General features: G+C 60.8%; 23 protein-coding genes. 20 read left to right on the forward strand and 3 right to left on the reverse strand.

All coding sequences use genetic code 11. The features are described 5' to 3' along the window. Positions 1-36: 36 nt before the first annotated feature. Positions 37-1,296 carry a DEAD/DEAH box helicase gene (locus tag ACR0DE_RS09385; RefSeq protein WP_170512921.1) on the reverse strand — a complete coding sequence of 420 codons (1,260 nt, stop codon included), beginning with the start codon at positions 1,294-1,296 and terminating at the stop codon, positions 37-39. A 325-nt stretch (positions 1,297-1,621) separates the two neighbouring features. Here ACR0DE_RS09385 and ACR0DE_RS09390 point away from each other — a divergent pair, with 325 nt between their 5' ends. Together ACR0DE_RS09390 and ACR0DE_RS09395 are read left to right on the forward strand one after the other, a co-directional pair. Further along, positions 1,622-2,509, forward strand: coding sequence for a DMT family transporter (locus ACR0DE_RS09390; RefSeq protein ID WP_480613231.1), 888 nt, complete (start codon positions 1,622-1,624; stop codon positions 2,507-2,509). 433 nt (positions 2,510-2,942) lie between these two features. Further along, positions 2,943-4,313, forward strand: a complete 1,371-nt coding sequence (locus tag ACR0DE_RS09395; protein WP_480753771.1) for a DNA-packaging protein — start codon at positions 2,943-2,945, stop codon at positions 4,311-4,313. A gap of 73 nt (positions 4,314-4,386) precedes the next feature. Here the strand turns inward: ACR0DE_RS09395 and ACR0DE_RS09400 are convergent, their stop codons facing one another. After that, positions 4,387-4,641: a hypothetical protein gene (locus ACR0DE_RS09400; protein WP_170422230.1), complete on the reverse strand. Its 255-nt coding sequence runs from the start codon at positions 4,639-4,641 to the stop codon at positions 4,387-4,389. A 457-nt stretch (positions 4,642-5,098) separates the two neighbouring features. On the opposite strand from ACR0DE_RS09400, the gene ACR0DE_RS09405 reads away from it, so the two are divergent. The 17 genes from ACR0DE_RS09405 (at position 5,099) to ACR0DE_RS09485 (ending at position 18,357) form a co-directional block, all read left to right on the forward strand. Further along, positions 5,099-5,545 (forward strand): hypothetical protein, encoded by a 447-nt coding sequence (locus ACR0DE_RS09405; RefSeq protein WP_480752827.1) that lies wholly within the window; start codon positions 5,099-5,101, stop codon positions 5,543-5,545. A gap of 287 nt (positions 5,546-5,832) precedes the next feature. Beyond that, positions 5,833-6,993 (forward strand): phage portal protein, encoded by a 1,161-nt coding sequence (locus tag ACR0DE_RS09410; protein WP_480752829.1) that lies wholly within the window; start codon positions 5,833-5,835, stop codon positions 6,991-6,993. Continuing rightward, positions 6,986-7,204 (forward strand): GTA head formation protein, RCAP_rcc01685 family, encoded by a 219-nt coding sequence (locus ACR0DE_RS09415; protein WP_010442100.1) that lies wholly within the window; start codon positions 6,986-6,988, stop codon positions 7,202-7,204. Before ACR0DE_RS09410 ends, ACR0DE_RS09415 begins: the two co-directional genes overlap by 8 nt. Before the next feature lie 14 nt (positions 7,205-7,218). Beyond that, the gene (locus tag ACR0DE_RS09420; RefSeq protein WP_170612646.1) at positions 7,219-7,776 is read left to right on the forward strand and encodes an HK97 family phage prohead protease; all 558 of its coding nucleotides are present in this window, start codon (positions 7,219-7,221) and stop codon (positions 7,774-7,776) included. Positions 7,777-7,810: 34 nt separating this feature from the next. Further along, positions 7,811-8,989, forward strand: a complete 1,179-nt coding sequence (locus ACR0DE_RS09425; protein WP_480752833.1) for a phage major capsid protein — start codon at positions 7,811-7,813, stop codon at positions 8,987-8,989. Between the two features lie 172 nt (positions 8,990-9,161). Then, the gene (locus ACR0DE_RS09430; protein ID WP_480752835.1) at positions 9,162-9,761 is read left to right on the forward strand and encodes a head-tail connector protein; all 600 of its coding nucleotides are present in this window, start codon (positions 9,162-9,164) and stop codon (positions 9,759-9,761) included. Beyond that, the gene (locus ACR0DE_RS09435; protein WP_480752838.1) at positions 9,758-10,096 is read left to right on the forward strand and encodes a head-tail adaptor protein; all 339 of its coding nucleotides are present in this window, start codon (positions 9,758-9,760) and stop codon (positions 10,094-10,096) included. Before ACR0DE_RS09430 ends, ACR0DE_RS09435 begins: the two co-directional genes overlap by 4 nt. Beyond that, positions 10,093-10,506: a DUF3168 domain-containing protein gene (locus ACR0DE_RS09440; RefSeq protein WP_480752840.1), complete on the forward strand. Its 414-nt coding sequence runs from the start codon at positions 10,093-10,095 to the stop codon at positions 10,504-10,506. The genes ACR0DE_RS09435 and ACR0DE_RS09440 overlap by 4 nt, the downstream gene beginning before the upstream one ends. Positions 10,507-10,526: 20 nt before the next feature. Continuing rightward, entirely contained in the window at positions 10,527-10,940 is a 414-nt protein-coding gene (locus ACR0DE_RS09445) for a phage major tail protein, TP901-1 family (RefSeq protein ID WP_170396490.1), read from the forward strand. Beyond that, the gene (locus tag ACR0DE_RS09450; protein WP_170800427.1) at positions 10,940-11,254 is read left to right on the forward strand and encodes a gene transfer agent family protein; all 315 of its coding nucleotides are present in this window, start codon (positions 10,940-10,942) and stop codon (positions 11,252-11,254) included. The genes ACR0DE_RS09445 and ACR0DE_RS09450 overlap by 1 nt, the downstream gene beginning before the upstream one ends. Next, positions 11,251-11,460 (forward strand): rcc01693 family protein, encoded by a 210-nt coding sequence (locus ACR0DE_RS09455; RefSeq protein WP_170422216.1) that lies wholly within the window; start codon positions 11,251-11,253, stop codon positions 11,458-11,460. Before ACR0DE_RS09450 ends, ACR0DE_RS09455 begins: the two co-directional genes overlap by 4 nt. After that, positions 11,447-12,109, forward strand: a complete 663-nt coding sequence (locus ACR0DE_RS09460) for a phage tail tape measure protein (RefSeq protein WP_170403101.1) — start codon at positions 11,447-11,449, stop codon at positions 12,107-12,109. Before ACR0DE_RS09455 ends, ACR0DE_RS09460 begins: the two co-directional genes overlap by 14 nt. Positions 12,110-12,121: 12 nt before the next feature. Further along, positions 12,122-12,754, forward strand: coding sequence for a phage distal tail protein, Rcc01695 family (locus ACR0DE_RS09465; protein ID WP_480752845.1), 633 nt, complete (start codon positions 12,122-12,124; stop codon positions 12,752-12,754). Then, positions 12,754-13,638, forward strand: coding sequence for a DUF2163 domain-containing protein (locus tag ACR0DE_RS09470; protein ID WP_480752846.1), 885 nt, complete (start codon positions 12,754-12,756; stop codon positions 13,636-13,638). The genes ACR0DE_RS09465 and ACR0DE_RS09470 overlap by 1 nt, the downstream gene beginning before the upstream one ends. Beyond that, entirely contained in the window at positions 13,638-14,078 is a 441-nt protein-coding gene (locus ACR0DE_RS09475; protein ID WP_480753773.1) for an NlpC/P60 family protein, read from the forward strand. The genes ACR0DE_RS09470 and ACR0DE_RS09475 overlap by 1 nt, the downstream gene beginning before the upstream one ends. After that, positions 14,078-18,058 (forward strand): baseplate multidomain protein megatron, encoded by a 3,981-nt coding sequence (locus tag ACR0DE_RS09480; protein ID WP_480752849.1) that lies wholly within the window; start codon positions 14,078-14,080, stop codon positions 18,056-18,058. Before ACR0DE_RS09475 ends, ACR0DE_RS09480 begins: the two co-directional genes overlap by 1 nt. Before the next feature lie 2 nt (positions 18,059-18,060). Further along, on the forward strand, positions 18,061-18,357 hold the full coding sequence (locus ACR0DE_RS09485; RefSeq protein WP_170403088.1) for a DUF7742 family protein: 297 nt from the start codon (positions 18,061-18,063) through the stop codon (positions 18,355-18,357). On the opposite strand, the gene ACR0DE_RS09490 is transcribed toward ACR0DE_RS09485, so the two are convergent. Next, complete coding sequence (locus ACR0DE_RS09490) at positions 18,338-18,676, reverse strand: TraR/DksA C4-type zinc finger protein (RefSeq protein ID WP_170396506.1); 339 nt, start codon at positions 18,674-18,676, stop codon at positions 18,338-18,340. The two genes, ACR0DE_RS09485 and ACR0DE_RS09490, sit on opposite strands and share 20 nt — an antisense overlap. An 86-nt stretch (positions 18,677-18,762) precedes the next feature. On the opposite strand from ACR0DE_RS09490, the gene cysE reads away from it, so the two are divergent. Then, on the forward strand, positions 18,763-19,572 hold the full coding sequence (gene cysE / locus ACR0DE_RS09495; RefSeq protein WP_170396508.1) for a serine O-acetyltransferase: 810 nt from the start codon (positions 18,763-18,765) through the stop codon (positions 19,570-19,572). Positions 19,573-19,614 lie beyond the last annotated feature (42 nt).

Here is a 19,614-nt window from a genome sequence, read left to right on the forward strand (position 1 = left end):
GCAACGGCCCGGTCAATCGACCGGGCCGTTTCTCATTCAGGCCGCTTTCGCGCGACGCGGTCGGCGGCGTTTCTGACCGCCCGGTTTGGGCGCACCAGAGTGCTGAGGTTTCGGGCCGCGACGGCGGTTGCTTGGGCGGCGCGGGGTTTTCTTTGGTGAGATTGCTTCAGGCATCTCACCGCTGGCGACCGGGATTTCGATCTTCATCAGTTTCTGAATCTGACGCAGCAGGTCGACCTCTTCCGCCGAGCAGAAGGCAATGGCCTCGCCCTCGCGGCCTGCACGAGCGGTGCGGCCGATGCGGTGGACATAGTTGTCCGGTACCTCGGGCAGGTCGTAGTTGATCACATAGGCCACGCCCGGAATATCGATGCCGCGCGCGGCGACGTCGGTAGCGACCAGAACATTGACCTCACCGGCGCGGAACGCCTTGATGGCGCGGTCGCGTTGGCCCTGACTTTTGTTGCCGTGGATCGAGGCTGCATTGTAGCCATCGGCGACAAGCCCCTTCATCAGCTTTTCGGCCCCGTGTTTGGTGCGGGAGAAGACCAACGTCAGCGCGTCCATGTCAGCCGAGAGGATCTCGCGCAGTTTGGCGGGTTTTGCAGGCTTTTCAACAAAGTGGATCGACTGCGTGATCTTGTCGGCTGCTTTGCCGGGGGGCGAGACCTGCACCCGTTGCGGGTTGGTCAAATAGGCACGGCTGAGCTCTTCCATTTGCTTCGGCATGGTGGCTGAGAACAGCATGGTTTGGCGCGGCGTGCCCAGTTCCGGCGCGATCCGACGCAGGGCATGGATGAAGCCCATATCGAGCATCTGGTCAGCCTCGTCCAGCACAAGGTGCTTGACTGAACCCAGATTAACCGCACCGCGATCCATCAGGTCGATCAGGCGACCGGGGGTGGCAACAAGAATGTCGGTGCCGCGCGCCAGAAACATGATCTGCTTGTTGATCGACTGACCGCCAACCACGGTCGCGACGCGGATCTTGGTTTTCTTGGTCAAGTTGCGAAGGCTGTCGGCGATCTGGTTGACCAACTCGCGGGTGGGCGCAAGGATCAGCGCCTTGGCGGTTTTGGGATCGGGCTTGCCGGGCTGGGCCAGCAGATGGTCGATCAGCGGCAGGCCAAAGGCCAATGTCTTACCTGTACCGGTCTGGGCGAGGCCAAGGATATCGTGACCATTCAGGGCCAGCGGGATCGCCTGGTTCTGGATCGGGGTCGGTTGAGTGAAGTTGGCGCGTTTGAGCGCATCATTTAGAGCGGGCGCAAGGCCCAGCATATCGAAGTCGAACAAATATCTATCCTTTACAGCCCGAGGCAATGGCCCACGGGCAAGTCGTGATGGGCCGCATCCGCGACCGGCAGGGGTTGTGCGAAACCTCAGGACGTGCAGGCGTTCCCTGCAGCATCTGGTTGTCGCGTCAAGAACCCTGCGTGATGGGGAACTATGGGTGAATCGGGCGCTGTTGGGGGCGGTGTCGCCCACGTGCTCACGCGGTAGCGCTGTTTGAGGGGCACATGCGCCTTGCGGTCGCGATTGTCAAGCGCCGTGTCGGCCATAAGCTTGCGCGGGTTGCGCGTTTGCCAGATACGGTTCGGAAGGTTTTATGAGTCGGGTCATGACATTCAGAGCTTTACACGGAGCGGATTTGAGGACCGCCAGCGTCGCCCTTGTCATCGGCGGGATGATGTGGGGGCTGTACTGGATTCCGGTTCGCTACTTTGTCGACCAAGGACTGGATGGCCCATGGCCCGGTATTGTGATGTACACCTCGGCGTTGATCGTACTGACGCCTTTCCTGATGCGCGAACGGCAAGCGCTTTTGAAAGACTGGCGCGGGCTGATCTTGAGCGGGATGTTCACCGGTGCTGCGTTCAGCTTGTTTACCATCAGTCTGGTTTACACAGATGTCGTCCGGTCAATCCTGCTGTTCTATCTGACACCGGTCTGGGGAACGATCCTTGGAATGGTGTTTCTGGGTGAACGTCTTGGCCCGGCGCGCGTGCTGGGCTTACTCTGCGGTCTGGGTGGCATGTTCATCGTGCTTGGCGGAGAACAGGGGTTTCCCTGGCCGCGCAATACTGGAGACTGGCTGGCCCTGATCTCGGGGATCACTTGGGCGATGGGATCTCTGGGGCTTTATCGGACGTCCGGTATCTCTGTTCCGGGGCAGGTTTTTGCCTTTGTTTCAGGCGCTTTGGTGTTGTCTCTGCTGAGCCTTCCATTCGGCGGCGGTTTGGCGTCATCAGAGGCAGTCGGCGAGATGGTTATACGAATCGGCCCGGTCGCGTTGCTGTCGGTCCTGTACACCTTGCCGATGTTTTTTCTGACGATTTGGCCCGCAACCAAGCTGACCCCGGCACGCGTTGGTCTACTGCTGATGAGCGAAGTTGTGGTGGGCCTGATCTCGGCGGCGGTCTTCTCGGGCGAGCCGTTTGGGATGAGAGAAGTATTGGGTGCGGCTTTGATCGTAAGCGCTGCGTTTCTTGAGGTCATGCGGGGCTGATCGTTAACGGATCGGACGCCGGGTGTTGCGTCCGCGTTGCGTAACGCATTGACTTTGCGCGCTTTTCTTGGTATGAATTGTGTCATGCTAGAAGAGGTGGGCAACGGCCCCGGGGCGACCCGGCGGCCGTTTTTCGTTTCTCTCGTGCGGAAAAACTCACGCATGAGGTCACAGGCAAACATGACTTTGATTACCCCGGAAGAGCGGATTTCTCAGACGGCTGATTTATTGCAGTCGCTTGAGAGGTCCATTCGCGATCTGCGTCAGGCAGCGGAAGAACTGCGAAAACAGATCGGTGCCGGGGAGGATGCAGACCTTGCCGGAACAGGCAAGCAACTGGGTCAGCTAGAGGGGCTGATCCGCAGTTGCCAGAAAGTGGAGACAAGCTTTGTCGAACAACATCACAGACAAGCCGGAATTGCCCAAGGGGGCTATGCGCTCGACCTTGATCGGGCACGATCTGAGATCGGGTGCAGGCTGGCTCGCCTCCGCGCCTGCTGCGGTGCAGGACAGATTTCTGAGTGAGATCGGGGAGGGGGGGCTGTGTGCCCTCCCTTTCCTGTTCGAGTTCTGGGCACTACCGCATCAGTTGCCGCCCGAGGGTGACTGGCGCTCGTGGGTGATCATGGGCGGGCGCGGGGCCGGTAAAACGCGGGCGGGGGCCGAATGGGTGCGGTCGGTGGTCGAGGGGTCATTGCCTCTGGATCGGGGGCAGGCGTGTCGCGTGGCTCTGGTCGGTGAGACATTCGATCAGGTGCGCGATGTGATGATCTTTGGGGATAGCGGGATATTGCAGTGTTCACCGCCGGATCGGCGGCCTGTTTGGAAGGCGTCTGAACGCAAGCTGGTTTGGCCTAACGGAGCTGAGGCGCAGGCGTTTTCGGCGCATGATCCCGAGGGGCTGAGGGGGCCGCAGTTTGATGCGGCCTGGGTGGATGAGCTGGCCAAGTGGAAGAAGGCTGGAGAGACCTGGGATATGCTGCAATTTGCACTGCGTTTGGGGGAACGGCCGCGGGTCTGTGTGACGACGACGCCGCGCAATGTGAAGGTTTTGAAGGATTTGCTGGCGTCGCCGTCGACCGTGCAGACCCATGCGCCGACCGAGGCGAACCGGGCCAATCTGGCAGAGTCCTTCTTGGACGAGGTGCGCGCGCGTTATGCAGGTACGCGGCTGGGGCGGCAGGAGTTGGACGGTGTGTTGCTGTCGGATGCCGAAGGGGCGCTGTGGACCGGCTCGATGCTGGAGGCGGCGCGCTGTGCGCAGGTGCCCGCATTGGACCGGGTTGTCGTGGCGCTGGACCCGGCGGTGACGGCGGGGTCGGATGCGGATGCCTGCGGGATCGTGGTCGTTGGTGCTCAGCTACAGGGGCCACCCGAGGACTGGCGGGCCTATGTACTGGCTGACAGGACGGTGCAGGGCGTTGGCCCGGCTGGCTGGGCGCAGGCGGCGATTGACGCGATGGATGAGTTCGGGGCCGAACGGTTGGTGGCCGAGGTCAATCAGGGCGGGCAACTGGTGGAAGAGGTCGTGCGGCAGGTGGACCCTCTGGTGCCTTATCGCGCAGTGCGAGCGTCTCGCGGCAAGGTCGCGCGGGCCGAGCCGGTGTCGGCGCTGTACGAGCAAGGGCGGGTGGCGCATGTCGCCGGACTGGATTCGCTGGAAGAGCAGATGTGCCAGATGACCGCGCGCGGGTTCGAGGGGCAGGGCTCGCCCGACAGGGTCGACGCGCTGGTCTGGGCGCTGCATGAGTTGGTTGTGGGGCCTGCAGGGGCATATCGGCGGCCCAGGGTGCGGAGTTTGTGAGTACTTTGAGGATTGCTCTACAGACAATCATATTTCGCCTAAAGGACTGATCTTTCGCTGAGCGCATTCAGGTTCAGGACGTTGGGTACTCTTGATTCCAACTGTCCTCGTATTCGCCGAGCAACCTCGACAACGTCAGCAGCGAAGAAAACAGCCTTGCGTGGACATCCGGCGACATCATGGTTTTGTAGTCATCAAGTAGCTGCACAAGAACGACTACGTTGGAGGCAAACACCTCGTAGACGTGTTTGTCGGCAGCAGTAGGTTCCTTGGTCCAGTTATTGTTCGTATCGGAGTGTCCGGACGGTGCAGGTTCGTTTTCAGTCATCGGGTGGCCTCTTCAATTTGAAGCACACGTGGGGGCATGTGAAACGCAGACAATTGCCGTGGCATGAAATCACAAGAACTTGGCGGCGATTGCAAAGGAATTTGGTCGGACGTTGAGCGCGCCGCGGCTATTGTAATAGTCCAAGCTGGAGTCAGGGCCAGGGCTCGCCCGACAGAATAGATGCGTTGGTATGGGCGCCGCATGAATTGATTGTGGTGCCTGCGGGAGCGTATGGTCGGCGTCGGGTGCGAAGTTTGTGATTAAAACGCGTATTTCGAAGCTAGTGGCTCTACGACAATGCTTAGCCTTTAGCAGGCCTGTTTCCAGACCAACGGAAAAGAACAATAGGTCAAACCGGCGTGCTAACCGCAGACCAACGATCAAATTGCGACACTGGTTTGAAGTTTCAATTCATGCCAATACCAGCCGATACTACTTGAGAGTATGGAGAAGGCATTTGAGCAAATACCCCAAATTAAACATAGCTCTCGAGTACTTAGAAGCAGCTATTGAAGAAAGAGAGTTGCGTCAAAGATATTTCGCCGCAATGAATTTGGCCGGAGTGGCAGAGGAGCTTCTTGGCAAGCTTATTCGTGCAAATGGCGATGTGGACCAAATGACTGAAACAGTTAATCGTTTGAACGTCATCCAAAAAGTGGGCGTGGAGCAACTCGGCTGGAAGAAGTTGAGTGAAAAAGAGCTCAGAAAATTACTTGTGCGCCCCAAAAACAGCATCAAGCATATGGATAGTGTTGCATCTGAGAATAGTGCTGAGTTGTTCTTTGAGGTGGAGGATGAGTCAAAGTGGCTCATTCAATCAGCTATCCGCAATTTGGACATTCTCAATATTGATTACTCAAACGTCGTAAAAGAGTTTGTAAATAAGCACGCAGCAGACGTATGAAAGCTGCAACAATTGCTCTTTGGGATCGATACCCACCCTAGTGATTTAGCCAAAATGTCGTGGACATCACATGTCGGTCATGTTTGTTTTCGAGGCGTGGGCAGTGCAGATCGTAAACTTCGAAAGTCCGGAGCTGCCGATTAATTGTCTTGTTGCCTGATGGCAGTCGGAGAATGGTCGCTGACCCGTTGCCCACCCCCCGAACGCCCCATTCCCAAGGCTTAAACTTCTTTCCCTCATAACTCCTTTCAACAAGCCGGGCAGAGCGGCGGCAGAAAGGAGCACAGATGGTATTCGATTTCTTGCGTCGTGGATCGGCTGAGGCAACGCCCGAGGCGAAGGCGAGCACGGCGGGGCCTGTGGTGGCGTGGCAGACGGGCGGGCGCGTGGCGTGGAGCCCTCGGGATGCGGTGTCGCTGACGCGGACGGGGTTTTCGGGGAACCCGGTGGGGTTTCGCTCGGTCAAACTGATTGCTGAGGCGGCGGCGGCGTTGCCTTTGGTGTTGCAGGATCAGGCGCAGCGGTTTGATATGCATCCGATCCTGTCCCTGATGCGCCGTCCGAATGCGGCGCAGGGGCGGGCGGAATTGATGGAAGCCTTGTTTGGGCAGTTGCTGCTGTCGGGCAATGCCTATGTCGAAGCGGTGCAGGCCGAGGAAGGGCTGCCGGTTGAGCTGCATGTCTTGCGCTCGGACCGGATGAGCGTGGTGCCGGGGGCCGATGGCTGGCCCAAGGCCTATGACTATGCGGTGGGCGGCAAGAAGCACCGGTTTGAGGCGGAAAATATCTGCCATATCAAGTCGTTCCATCCGCAGGATGACCATTACGGGTTCTCGCCCATGCAGGCGGCGGCGATGGCGATTGATGTGCATAACAGTGCGTCGCGGTGGTCTAAATCGTTGTTGGACAATGCAGCGCGGCCTTCGGGGGCGCTGGTGTGGAAGGGTGACGGCCATGGGGTGATGGCCGAGGATCAGTTCCGGCGTTTGTCGGATGAGATCGAGCAGAACTATCGCGGGGCACGCAATGCCGGGCGTCCGATGGTTCTGGAAGGGGGCTTGGATTGGAAGCCGATGGGGTTCTCTCCGTCCGATATGGAGTTTCAAAAGACCAAGGAAGCCGCCGCCCGCGAGATCGCGCTGGCCTTTGGGGTCCCGCCGATGCTGCTGGGGATCCAGGGCGATGCGACCTATTCGAACTATCAGGAGGCCAACCGGGCGTTTTATCGCCTGACCGTGCTGCCCCTGGTGACGCGGGTGGCGGCGGCGGTGTCAGAATGGCTGGCGGGCTTTATCGGTGAGGATCTGATGCTGAAGCCTGATCTGGATCAGGTGCCGGCGCTGTCGGCGGAACGGGATGCGCTATGGGCGCGGGTCAACGGGGCGGATTTCCTGACGGATGCGGAAAAGCGCGCGTTGCTGGGGCTGCCGGAGCGTGGCGATGGGTGACGGTTATCCTCCGTTCGACTGCGCGCCGGGCTTGCGTCTGGCCGCACATGAGCGGGTGGCCGAGATCCAGCACGCCCACCTGTGTCGGCGGTTGGATCAGATCGAAGAGATGATGGAGCGGCTGGAGAAGCGGTTGTGGCTGACGGTTTACGGCGTGGCGGCGGTGATTTTGGCGCAGGCGTTTCAGTCATTCCTTGTGGTAACACCATAATGTCAGTGGGTTACATGGAGAAGTTCATGGATTTGGAACACAAATTCGCACAGTTCGGAGACAGCTTGTCGGTAACCGACAATGCGGTGATCGAAGGGTATGCCAGCCTGTTTGGGCAGGTCGATCAGGGCAGCGATGTGGTGCAGCGCGGGGCGTACAGGGGCTCGCTTGACGGGCTGTCCAAGGCGGGCCAGCGGGTCAAGATGCTGTGGCAGCACGATCCGGCGCAGCCAATCGGCGTCTGGGATGAGGTGCGCGAGGACGACAAGGGCCTGTGGGTCAAAGGGCGTCTGCTGGAGGCCACGCAAAAGGGCCGTGAGGCGGCCGAGTTGATCCGGGCGGGCGCTATGGACGGCCTGTCGATTGGTTATCGCACCAAACGGGCCGTGAAGAATGACAAGGGCCAGCGGGTCCTGACCGAACTGGAGCTATGGGAGGTGTCGCTGGTGACTTTCCCGATGCTGCCCAGTGCGCGGGTGGCGGCGAAGGGCGTTGAGCCTGACGTTGAAAACACCTGGCGCAGTATTGCTGAGGTGTTCAACGACGCCCGGCAGGAGCTGGCGCGGACCTAGCGCGCCTCAATACCCACCCAAAAAGGAAGTGCTGATGAGCAAGACCGAGACCCCGGCCTTGACCGGAGAGGGTGCGCCCCTGGTTCAGGAGGTGAAGCAGGCGATGGCTGGCTTCGTGAATGAATTCAAGGACCTCAAGGCTGAAGTTAAAACCCAACTGCAACAGACAGAAGAGCGACTGACCATGCTGGATCGTAAATCAACCATCGCGGCGCGTCCGCATCTTGCGGCCTCGATCGAGGACGGCGCACCGCATCAGAAGGCCTTTGACGCCTATGTGCGTTCGGGCGAGGATGACGGGTTGCGCGGGCTGGAGATGGAATCGAAATCTTTGTCGACGGCGGTGAACAGTGATGGCGGATTTCTGGTTGATCCGCAGACCGCTGAGGCGATCAAATCGGTACTGAATTCAACCGCTTCGATCCGTTCGATTGCGTCAGTGGTAAATGTCGAGGCGAACTCATTTGACGTTCTGATTGACCACACGGATGTGGGTGCGGGCTGGGCTGATGAAAACTCCGCCACAGCGGAAACTGGTACGCCGTCGATTGATCGGATTTCGATCCCGCTGCACGAGCTGAGCGCGCTGCCCAAGGCGTCGCAGCGTCTGTTGGATGACAGTGCGTTTGACGTCGAAGGCTGGCTGGCCGGTCGCATCGCCGACAAGTTTGCACGGGCCGAGGCGGCGGCGTTCATCAATGGTGATGGTGTGGACAAGCCCAAGGGTATCCTGACCCACCGCATGATGGAAAACGGCAGCTGGGGCTGGGATAGCCTGGGTTATGTCGCGTCGGGCATTGATGGTGGCGTCGATGCCGATGCGATTGTGGACGTGGTCTACGCGCTGGGCGCGCAGTACCGGGTGAACGGCACTTTCGTGATGAACTCGAAAACCGCTGGTCTGATCCGCAAGCTGAAGGACAGCGATGGCCGCTTCCTTTGGTCGGATGGCTTGGCCGCTGGTGAGCCTGCGCGTCTGATGGGCTATCCGGTACTGATCGCCGAGGACATGCCGGATGCGGCGACCGACAGCTATTCGATTGCCTTCGGTGACTTCCAGTCGGGCTACACCATAGCCGAACGTCCCGATCTGCGCGTGCTGCGCGATCCGTTCAGCGCCAAGCCGCATGTCCTGTTCTACGCGACCAAGCGCGTGGGCGGCGACGTAAGCGATTTTGCTGCAATCAAGTTGGTGAAATTCGGCACCGCCTAAAGCGGGCTGAATCCGGGGGGCCTTGGGGCCCCTCGGGCGGCGGGCGCGGGCCGGGGTGAGATTCCCCGCGTTGTCTAGCTGCTCCCCTCCGTCCGAGCAACGTGGGGCGGCGCGTGCCCGTCATTTTCCAAGGATACGGCCCCGGAGGGGTCCGAGATTGCGGAGTGAATGGATGATGTTGATCGAAGAAACCGCCATCGCGGATGCGGCGCTGCCGGTGGATCAGTTCAAGGCGCATCTGCGGCTGGGCACGGGGTATGCCGAGGGCAATGTGCAGGACGAGGTGTTGAATGGCTTTCTGCGTGCGGCCATTGCGGCGATTGAGGCGCGCACCGGTAAGGTGCTGATAGAACGGGATTTCTCGTGGAGCCTGAACGGTTGGCGCGATCCAGCAGGTGAAGTGCTGCCGGTGGCCCCGGTGGTCTCGGTTGCTGCGATCACGCTGACGGATGCGGCGGGGACCGACACGGTTGTGGATGCCGAAGCTTACCGTTTGGAGCGCGACATGCAGCGCCCTCGGTTGCGTCCGGTTGGGGCCTGCTTGCCAAGGGTGCAGACCGGCGGCTCGGTGAAGATTGCCTTCACTGTCGGGATGGCCACGGATTGGGGCGGGCTGCCCGCTGACCTTGGGCAGGCGGTGCTGCTGCTGGCGGCGCATTACTACGAATATCGCGATGAGACGGCGCTGGGCGCGGGGTGCATGCCATTTGGTGTCACCAGTCTGATCCAGCGTTATCGAACTGTGCGCTTCGGGGCAGGGGTGACGCAATGAGCGCGCCGCGATTGAACCGCAAGCTGGTGCTGGAGGCTCCGATCCGTAGTGCCGATGGTGCGGGCGGCTATACCGAGACATGGGCTGCGCTGGGCGCGCTTTGGGCCGAGGTGACGGCACGTAGCGGGGCGGAACGCGCGGTCGGTGGCGCCTCGGTGTCGCGGGTTGGCTATCGGATCGTAGTCCGGGGCGCACCTGAGGGATCATCCATGCGGCCTGCGCCGGATCAGCGGTTTGCAGAAGGGACGCGCCGGTTTGTCATCCGCGCGGTGGCCGAGCGTGATGGGCGCGGCCAGTACCTGACCTGTTTCGCAGATGAAGAGGTGGCGGCATGAGCTATGGCGTTGCAGCCGCGTTGCAGGCGGCGGTGTTTCAACAGCTATTGGGGGATGTGCAGGTAAGCGCCCTGTCAGGCGGTGCGATCTATGACGCGGTGCCATCGGGAGTGCTGCCTCAGACCTATGTGACGCTCGGGCCGGAGGAGGTGCGGGACGCCTCGGACCGGTCGGGCGCGGGTGCGGTGCATCGCTTCACGGTGTCGGTGGTGTCCGAGGCGGCGGGCTTCAGTGCGGCCAAGACATTGGCGGGCGCGGTGTGTGACGCGCTGGAAGGTGCGGCGCTGAGCTTGGACCGGGGCCATCTGGTGGGGCTGTGGTTCGAACGCGCTAGCGCCCGACGCACGGGAACCGGCGGCGCGATCCGCCAGATCGATCTGAGATTCCGCGCCCGCGTGGAAGACGACTAAGCAATCAACGGAGAGAGCATATGGCTGCCCAGAACGGAAAAGACCTGTTGGTCAAAGTGGATATGAACGGCACCGGCCTGTTCGAGACCATCGCGGGGCTGCGCGCCACGCGTATCAGTTTCAACGCGGAAAGTGTGGATGTGACCAGCCTGGAAAGTCAGGGCGGGTGGCGCGAGCTGCTGTCGGGGGCCGGGGTCAAATCGGCCGCGATTTCGGGCTCGGGCGTGTTCAAGGATGCGGGCACAGATGAGCGTGCGCGCCAGCTGTTCTTTGACGGTGAGACGCCCGGCTTTCAGGTGATCATCCCCGATTTCGGTATTGTCGAAGGCCCGTTTCAGGTCAGCAGCATCGAATATGCGGGCTCGCATAACGGTGAGGCGACTTATGAGATGAGCATGGCAAGCGCCGGTGCACTGAGCTTTACGGCGCTCTGATGGCCAATCCGTGGACGGGCGAGGTGGCGCTGACCATCGATGGGGAGCAGCGGGTACTCAAGCTGACATTGGGTGCTTTGGCGGAATTGGAACAAAAGCTGCAGGCCGGGTCTCTGGTCGAACTGGTGCAGCGGTTTGAAGGCGGGGCTTACTCCAGCGGTGATGTGCTGGCGCTGCTGGTTGCCGGGTTGCGGGGCGGCGGAGCGCAGGTCACGCGCGATGATCTACTGCATGCCGAGATTGCGGGCGGGCCGATGGCGGGGGCCAAGGCGGCAGCCGAGTTGCTGGCGCGGGCCTTCATGGTGCCCGAGTGAGCGGGTTTGACTGGCCCGTACTGATGCGGGCCGGGTTCCTCGGCCTTCGCCTGACGCCGGATCAGTTCTGGCGTCTGACCCCGGCTGAGCTGCGGCTGATGCTGGGGCAGGGCGCCGGGATGCCCGCGATGAACCGGGCAGGGCTGGATGCGCTGCTGGCGGCCTATCCGGACAAGACACAAGGAGAGCGTAATGACGGATCGTGATGGTTTTGACGACCTGCAGGAGCGGGGAGAGGCGCTGGGTGATGCGCTGGGCGATGCGGCGACCATGGCCTCGGCATTTGATGGCCAGATGCGGCGGATCAAGGCCGCGTTTGAAGAGACCGGCAAGGATGTGGCCACGCTCGAGCGTGGCATGTCCGGCGGGTTGCGCAAGGCGTTTGATGGCGTGGTGCTGGACGGAATGAACCTTTCAGGCGCGCTGGATGTGCTGAAGAACTCGATGATCCGCACGGCGTATTCGGCGGCGATCAAACCTGTGACGGATCATTTTGGCGGCATGCTGGCCAACGGGGTTGGTGGGTTGGTTCAGGGGATTCTGCCCTTCGCGGATGGCGGCAGTTTTTCTCAGGGCCGTGTGATGCCGTTTGCCAATGGTGGGGTCGTTAGCAGTCCAACCATGTTCCCGATGCGAGGCGGCACCGGGTTGATGGGTGAGGCGGGTCCCGAGGCGATCATGCCACTGGCGCGCGGGGCCGATGGCAAGCTGGGTGTGCGGTCACAGGGCGGCGCGCGAGCGGTCAACGTGGTGATGAATATCTCAACACCGGATGTGCAGGGGTTCCGCCGCTCTCAAGGCCAGATCGCGGCGCAGATGAGCCGGGCATTGGGCCGCGGCAATCGCAACAGATAAGGGGAGCAGGCGATGAATTTCCACGAGGTGAGATTTCCCGCCAGCCTGAGCTTTGGCTCGGTCGGTGGGCCGGAACGGCGCACGGATATCGTGACGCTGGCCAACGGGTTCGAAGAACGCAACACGCCCTGGGCGCATTCGCGCAGGCGCTATGATGCCGGGCTGGGGATGCGGTCGCTGGACGATGTCGAGACGCTGATCTCGTTTTTTGAGGCGCGGCAGGGCCAGATGTTTGGATTCCGCTGGAAGGATTGGTCGGATTTCAAGTCGGGCGCAGCAAAGGCTGAAGTCGACAAGGGCGATCAGGTGATTGCGCGCGGGGATGGCGAGACGACCGATTTTCAGCTGATCAAGAGCTACAGCTCGGGTGGATTCAGTTATGTAAGGCCGATTTTGAAGCCGGTACTGGGGACCGTGACGCTGGGGCTGGATCAGGACGCGCAACGCGAAGGCGTGGACTTTGAGGTCGATCTGGCGACCGGACGCGTGATGTTCTCGGCCCCGCCGCCTGAGCAGGTCGAGATTACGGCCGGGTTTGAGTTCGACGTTCCGGTACGGTTCGACACCGACAAGATCCAGACCAGCGTGGCCAGCTTTCAGGCCGGTGACGTCCCGAACGTACCGGTGGTCGAGGTGCGGGTCTGATGAGCGGGGACAAACAGGCGCTGCAGGCGCATTTGCAAAGCGGGCTGACCACCACCTGTCGTTGCTGGGCAATCACGCGCAGCGACGGGCAGGTCTATGGTTTCACGGATCACGATATGGAGTTGCGCTTTGACGGGCTGGTGTTCAAAGCCAGCACCGGTCTGACCGCTGCGGCGATCGAGCAGGCAACCGGCCTGTCGATCGATAATACCGAGGCGATGGGCGCGCTGTCTGATGCCTCGGTCCGGGAAGAGGATATCGAGGCGGGGCGCTTTGATGGGGCCGAGGTGCAGGCCTGGCTGGTCAATTGGGCCGATCCTGAGCAGCGGATGCTGCAGTTTCGTGGTTCGATTGGTGAGTTGCGTCGCGCTGGCGGGGCGTTTCATGCGGAATTGCGCGGGTTGACCGATCTGCTGAACCGGCCTTTAGGGCGGATTTATCAGAAGCCCTGTACGGCAGTGTTGGGGGATAAGGCGTGCCGCTTTGCCCTGGAGACGCCGGGTTATCGCGCTGAGGCTGAAATTGTCGCGCTGGACGGCGCGGCTTTGCGTTTGCAGGGCGCGGAGAGTTCTGATGCGGGTTGGTTTGAACGCGGCAGGCTGGATGTGCTGGATGGGGCTGCGCAGGGCCTGTGGGCCTCGATCAAGCTGGATGAACAGGTCAGAGATGGCCGCTATGTCACGCTGTGGTCGGCGATTGGCGGCGGACTGGCGGTTGGGGACCGGGTCCAGCTGATCGCCGGGTGTGACAAGCGTATGACCACTTGCCGACTGAAGTTCAACAACATGCTGAATTTTCAGGGCTTCCCTGACCTGCCGCACGAGGATTGGGTCATGGCCGTACCCAAGCGCAGTAGTCAACACAAAGGGGGAAGCAGGCGATGATGCGGACAAAACAAGATATCTTGGACGAAGCGCGCGGTTGGCTGGGCACACCTTATGTTCATCAGGCCTCTGTTCGGGGTGCAGGCGCTGATTGTCTGGGCTTGCTGCGGGGCGTTTGGCGCGCGGTGATGGGGCATGAGCCTGAGGCGGTGCCGGTCTACAGCATGGATTGGTCCGAGCCGCAGCGTGAGGAACGCATGTGGGCCGCAGCCCGTCGCCATCTAGTCGAGAAATCGCCCGATGATTTGGCCCCGGGGGATGTATTGCTGTTTCGGATGCGGGATGCGGCAGTGGCAAAGCATCTGGGCATCGTCAGCGCCCAAGACCCGATGCGATTCATCCACGCCTATACCGGGCATGGTGTTGTTGAAAACACGCTGAGCGAGCCTTGGCGTCGCCGCGTGGTCGCTTGTTTCGAATTCCCGCTGGAGGGTTTCTGATGGCCACAATAGTTCTGTCTGCTGCAGGTGCGGCAATAGGTGGTTCGATCGGGGGCTCGGTTGCGGGTCTGTCCACGGCGGTGATTGGCCGCGCGGTCGGGGCGACGCTTGGGCGGGTGATCGACAACCGGCTGATGGCCAGCCAATCCGTAATGGGTGGCGGTAGCGAGGTGGTCGAGACCGGGCGTCTGGATCGTTTCCGTCTCACCGAAACCGGTGAGGGTGCGACCGTCGCGACGGTCTACGGCCGGATGCGAGTTGGAGGACAGGTCATCTGGGCCTCGGACTTTCTGGAAACCCGATCGACCTCGACGACGACGCAAACATCAGGCGGGGGCGGTGGCGGCAAGGGGAAACCCAAGCCCGTTGAAGTGACGACGACCACGACGACGCATAGCTATAGCTATTCGGTATCTCTGGCGATTGCCGTGGGCGCAGGCAAAGTTGCGGATATCACACGCATCTGGGCCGATGGTGAAGAGGTCGAGCGCCGAACGCTGAACATGCGGATATATCGTGGCGATCACGAGCAACTGCCCGATCCTCTGATGGAAGCGGTTGAAGGCACAGGTACGGTGCCCGCTTATCGCGGCACGGCTTATGTGGTGATCGAAGATCTGGCGCTGGGCCCCTTTGGCAACCGTGTACCGCAATTCTCGTTCGAGGTGGTGCGGCAGGAGCAAGATGAGATGCCGGATGCGGCGGGCGCGCTGTCTCGGATCATCAAGGGGGTGGCCTTGATGCCGGGTACGGGTGAATTCGCGCTGGCTTCATCTCAGGTTAACTACACCAAGGGCCGGGGGCGCAGTTGGGCGGCGAATGTCAATTCACCATCGGGCAAGTCCGATCTGGTGACCTCGACGCGGGCGCTCGGCCAGGAATTGCCGGGCTGCGAGGCGGCTTCGTTGATCGTGTCGTGGTTCGGCGATGATTTGCGCTGCGGAGAATGCCAGATCCGCCCCAAGGTTGAACGCAAGAATATCGAGGGCGCAAACATGCCCTGGAGTGTTTCAGGTCTGTCCCGAACTGCGGCGGGGCAGGTGAAATGGCAGGATGGGCGTCCGGTTTATGGCGGCACACCGGCTGATGCGGCCGTAGTGCAGGCGATCCGGCACCTGAAGAACTCGGGCAAACGGGTTATGTTTTACCCGTTCATTCTGATGGAGCAGTCCGAGGGCAACGGCCTGCCTGATCCGTGGTCCGATGCGCCGGATCAGCCGCATTTGCCATGGCGTGGGCGGATCACTTTGGATGTTGCTCCGGGACGGCCAGGCTCGCCGGATCAAACTGCCGATGCGGATGCGCAGGTGGCGGCGTTCTTTGGTACGGCGCGCGCGTCACATTTCTCGACCAGCGGCAGCAAAGTGGCCTATCGCGGCCCAAGTGAATGGGGATTACGGCGGTTCATTCTGCACTATGCGGCCCTGTGCAAGGCGGCGGGCGGCGTGGAGTCCTTCTGCATAGGGTCCGAGATGCGCGGGCTAACGCAAATCCGCGGCGCGTCTGGCTTCGCTGCAGTTGCGGGGCTGCGGTCTCTGGCCGCGGAAGTACGCGCGATATTGGGGCCGGAAACTAAGATCGGCTATGCCGCAGACTGGACCGAGTATTTCGGGTATCAGCCGCAAGACGGCACCGGAGACCGGTATTTCCACCTCGACCCGCTTTGGGCCGATGAGAACATAGATTTTGTCGGCATCGACAACTATATGCCGCTGTCCGACTGGCGGGACAGGGCCTCGCATCTGGATGCCGAGGCGTCGAACGGGTCGATCTACGATCTGGACTATCTGCGCGGCAATATCGAAGGTGGCGAGGGGTATGATTGGTACTATGCCTCACCGGAGGAAGCTGAAGCGCAGATCCGAAGCCCGATCACTGATGACGATCATGGCGAGCCGTGGGTCTGGCGGTACAAGGACCTGCGCAACTGGTGGGCGAACCGACATCATGAGCGGATCGGGGGCGTGCGGCAGCAAACACCCACGGGTTGGGTTCCGGGGTCCAAGCCAATCTGGTTCACCGAACTGGGCTGCGCGGCCATCGACAAGGGCACGAACCAGCCGAACAAATTCTTGGACCCAAAGTCGTCTGAATCGAATTTGCCGCGCTATTCCAACGGAGTACGGGATGATTTTATCATGGTTCAGTACCTTCGGGCCGTCCTTGGCTATTGGGGTGATGCTGAGATCAACCCGGTTTCAGATATCTATGACGGCCCGATGGTGGACCTTTCGAACGCCTTTGTCTGGGCTTGGGATGCGCGTCCGTTCCCGACTTTCCCGAACCTGCGGACGCAGTGGTCGGACGGCGATAACTATGCACGTGGGCATTGGCTGAACGGGCGGTCCGGGTCGCGGACTCTGGCCTCGGTCGTGACAGAAATCTGCCATGAGGCAGGGGTGACGGCGATTGATGTGTCCGAGCTCTACGGCGTGGTACGCGGTTACGCGGTTGAGGACGTAATGAACGCTCGGCAGGCCTTGCAGCCGCTGATGCTGCGCTATGGGTTCGACGCGATCGAGCGGGACGGGGTGCTGAGGTTCAGAACCCGCGACGGGCGTCGGGCCGTTGACATCGACCCCGAGCAGATCGCCATCAGCGCGGATATCGACGGGCCAGTGGAACATCGCCGCGAGGCAGAGGCCGAGATGACCGGTCGCGTGCGTCTGCGGTTCGTCCAGTCGGATGCAGATCACGATGTGGTCGCGGAAGAGGCTGTTTTGCCGGATGACAAAACCCATGCGGTTGCGGTCAACGAAATGCCCCTGTCGATGACCCGCGCCGAGGGGCGGCAAACGGTCGAGCGCTGGCTGAGCGAATCCCGCATTTCGCGAGAGACGGCGCGTTTTGCGCTGCCGCCGTCGCTGTTGAACGTTGGGGCCGGGGATGTGGTGCGTCTACCGGATGCCGGGGACGGAGCTCTTTATCGGATCGACCGGTTGGAACAGGCCGAGATGCAGCTGGCGGATGCGGTACGCATCGAACCCGGCGTTTATACCCCTTCTGATGTGCTGGATGATGTGGCGGTGGCCAAGCCGTTCATCGCTCCGGTGCCAGTTCTGCCGGTGTTCATGGATCTGCCGCTGATCACTGGATCCGAAGCGCCCCATGCGCCGTATCTGGCGATATCGGCCGAGCCCTGGCCCGGTAACGTGGCTGTCTATTCGGCTGCACAGGATGAGGACTATACCTTGCATCAAGTGATCGCGGGGCAGGCGGTGATTGGCTTCACCGAAACACCCCTGCGACGCGCAGGCGCTGGGATCTGGGACGAAGGGGCCGCGTTGCGTGTCAACCTGATCGATGGCGTGTTGGAGTCGCGTCCACGCTCGGCGTTGCTGAGTGGTGCCAATCTGGCTGCCATCGGTGACGGAACACCGGGCAATTGGGAAGTGTTCCAGTTCTCGGATGCGGTCTTGCAGGAGACTGGCGTTTACAATTTGTCAGGCCGCTTGCGTGGTCAGCTGGGTACGGATGCCCTGATGCCGGATGTATGGCCTGAAGCGTCTACCTTTGTCCTACTGGATGAACGTGTTTATCAGACCGGATTGCTGCGCACCGAACGCCGCGTGGCCAAGCATTACCGTATCGGCCCTGCAACGCGCGGCTACGAGGACCCGGCATATGTGCATCTGGTTGAAGCGTTCGTTGGCAATGGGCTGAGACCTTATGCGCCAGTGCATTTGCAGGCTTCTGCGTCGGCTACCGGGGACAAGATCTCGTGGGTGCGCCGCACCCGGATTGATGGCGATGACTGGAGCGCATTGGATGTGCCTCTGGGCGAAGAAAGCGAATCCTATCTGATCCGCGTCTTCACTGAGGGTGCTTTGTTGCGCGAAACTGTCTCCAGTGATCCGGTTTGGCAGTATTCTGCCGCGATGAAAGCCGATGACGGGCTGGCCGGACCCTACGATATCGCAGTCGCGCAGGTTTCGGCTACCTATGGACCCGGGGCGTTTGCGCGCCTTTCGGTCGGCTAGCCGTGCGGCCAGTCCTGCACGGAGATCTCAGCGCGGCGGCGCGGGCTTTGCTGGCCGCGCCGCGAACCGACCGCGATAGGATAAGCACCCTCCTGATTGCTGAGGCCGAACTGGCGGATCGACATGTCGCCAGAACAGGGCGGTTGCATCCTGTTTATGGAAATGGCTCGTTGATGGCAGCCGCGCGCTGCCGGCCCTTGGCAGACGAGCCAAATTTCGACGATCTGCAATATTGCCAATGTTTCGAGATGGTTCTGCGAAAACTGATCCGGTTCCAAATCAGCCAGATGCGCAGCTGACACATTTTGAGGCGGCAAGGTCCAGCTCTAGCCTTCCGTGCGCTATTTCCTCGCCGCAATCTTCGCAATAGCCGAATTCGTCTTCGTCCATCCGGTTCAGCGCGGCCCGAAGCCGATGCGTTTCGGTGTCGCGCCGGGCCTGTTGCGCCTTGGCCATTGCTTGATTTTGCAACGCATCCATCCGGCTGAGCCGACCCACTGCCTGTTGATCCAGCTCCACAACTGATTGCGCATCCTGACCGGCGGCGGATTGCGCGGCGAGATCGCGAAGGCGCTGGTGAATAAGCTTCCGAAAATGGTCCAGATCGGCTGAGTTCATTTTTTGTTGTAGTGCATATCAAGGGTTTGCGTTTGGTAATTTTACGACTAGATGGCTATTCTAAGCGCAGCAAAGGATGAAAAGCCATGTTCGAAACGCGCAGCCAAGTGACACCTGTGGACCCGGTTTGGGACCGCATCACCTCGGAAGCCCATGCAGCCGTCGAGAAAGAGCCGCTGATGGGCGGGTTGGTACACGCCTGTATCTTGCATCACCGCAGTCTTGAGAGGGCATTGTCCTATCGCATCTCGGCCAAGCTATGCTCGAATGAGATGTCGATGATGGTACTGCGTGAGATCGTGGATGAGGCCTATGCTGACGACAAAGCGTTGATTGAAGCCGCGCGCGCGGACCTGATGGCTGTTTATGAACGCGATCCGGCCTGCCACCGCCTGCTGCAACCGATCCTTTATTTCAAAGGGTATCAGGCGATGCAGGCTTATCGCGTGGCCCACTGGCTTTGGAACAAGGGGCGCCATGATCTGGCGTATTTCTTCCAGATGCGATCTTCCGAGATATTCGGCATTGATATCCATCCAGCTGCCCGCATCGGTAAAGGCATCATGATCGACCATGCCCATTCTATCGTGATCGGTGAAACCGCTGTGGTTGGGGACAATGTTTCGATGCTGCATTCAGTGACGCTGGGCGGGACCGGCAAGGAAGAAGAACAGCGCCATCCAACCATTGGTGACGGCGTTCTGATCGGCGCGGGTGCTAAGGTTCTGGGCAATATCGAGGTTGGCCATTGCAGCCGTATCGCCGCCGGATCAGTGGTGCTGCAGGAAGTGCCACCGTGCACGACGGTCGCTGGCATTCCCGCCAAGATCGTGGGCGAGGCCGGGTGCGATCAGCCGTCAATCTCGATGGATCATATGCTGGGGAAAGACCAGTAATTCGGAGTGAATAGACGAAAAAGGCCGCCTCGGGGTTCGAGG

Source organism: Ruegeria sp. C10, assembly GCF_056537805.1.

Excerpts from the sequence above, each read along its gene's own strand:
- ACR0DE_RS09460 (WP_170403101.1), top strand. The coding sequence starts at position 11,447 with ATGACGGATCGTGATGGTTTTGACGACCTGCAGGAGCGGGGAGAGGCG.
- ACR0DE_RS09470 (WP_480752846.1), top strand. The coding sequence starts at position 12,754 with ATGAGCGGGGACAAACAGGCGCTGCAGGCGCATTTGCAAAGCGGGCTG.
- ACR0DE_RS09465 (WP_480752845.1), top strand. The coding sequence starts at position 12,122 with ATGAATTTCCACGAGGTGAGATTTCCCGCCAGCCTGAGCTTTGGCTCG.
- ACR0DE_RS09415 (WP_010442100.1), top strand. The coding sequence starts at position 6,986 with ATGGGTGACGGTTATCCTCCGTTCGACTGCGCGCCGGGCTTGCGTCTG.
- ACR0DE_RS09390 (WP_480613231.1), top strand. The coding sequence starts at position 1,622 with ATGACATTCAGAGCTTTACACGGAGCGGATTTGAGGACCGCCAGCGTC.
- ACR0DE_RS09400 (WP_170422230.1), bottom strand. The coding sequence starts at position 4,641 with ATGACTGAAAACGAACCTGCACCGTCCGGACACTCCGATACGAACAAT.
- ACR0DE_RS09420 (WP_170612646.1), top strand. The coding sequence starts at position 7,219 with ATGGAGAAGTTCATGGATTTGGAACACAAATTCGCACAGTTCGGAGAC.
- ACR0DE_RS09395 (WP_480753771.1), top strand. The coding sequence starts at position 2,943 with ATGCGCTCGACCTTGATCGGGCACGATCTGAGATCGGGTGCAGGCTGG.
- ACR0DE_RS09410 (WP_480752829.1), top strand. The coding sequence starts at position 5,833 with ATGGTATTCGATTTCTTGCGTCGTGGATCGGCTGAGGCAACGCCCGAG.
- cysE (WP_170396508.1), top strand. The coding sequence starts at position 18,763 with ATGTTCGAAACGCGCAGCCAAGTGACACCTGTGGACCCGGTTTGGGAC.
- ACR0DE_RS09425 (WP_480752833.1), top strand. The coding sequence starts at position 7,811 with ATGAGCAAGACCGAGACCCCGGCCTTGACCGGAGAGGGTGCGCCCCTG.
- ACR0DE_RS09450 (WP_170800427.1), top strand. The coding sequence starts at position 10,940 with ATGGCCAATCCGTGGACGGGCGAGGTGGCGCTGACCATCGATGGGGAG.
- ACR0DE_RS09430 (WP_480752835.1), top strand. The coding sequence starts at position 9,162 with ATGATGTTGATCGAAGAAACCGCCATCGCGGATGCGGCGCTGCCGGTG.
- ACR0DE_RS09445 (WP_170396490.1), top strand. The coding sequence starts at position 10,527 with ATGGCTGCCCAGAACGGAAAAGACCTGTTGGTCAAAGTGGATATGAAC.
- ACR0DE_RS09475 (WP_480753773.1), top strand. The coding sequence starts at position 13,638 with ATGCGGACAAAACAAGATATCTTGGACGAAGCGCGCGGTTGGCTGGGC.
- ACR0DE_RS09490 (WP_170396506.1), bottom strand. The coding sequence starts at position 18,676 with ATGAACTCAGCCGATCTGGACCATTTTCGGAAGCTTATTCACCAGCGC.
- ACR0DE_RS09435 (WP_480752838.1), top strand. The coding sequence starts at position 9,758 with ATGAGCGCGCCGCGATTGAACCGCAAGCTGGTGCTGGAGGCTCCGATC.
- ACR0DE_RS09480 (WP_480752849.1), top strand. The coding sequence starts at position 14,078 with ATGGCCACAATAGTTCTGTCTGCTGCAGGTGCGGCAATAGGTGGTTCG.
- ACR0DE_RS09440 (WP_480752840.1), top strand. The coding sequence starts at position 10,093 with ATGAGCTATGGCGTTGCAGCCGCGTTGCAGGCGGCGGTGTTTCAACAG.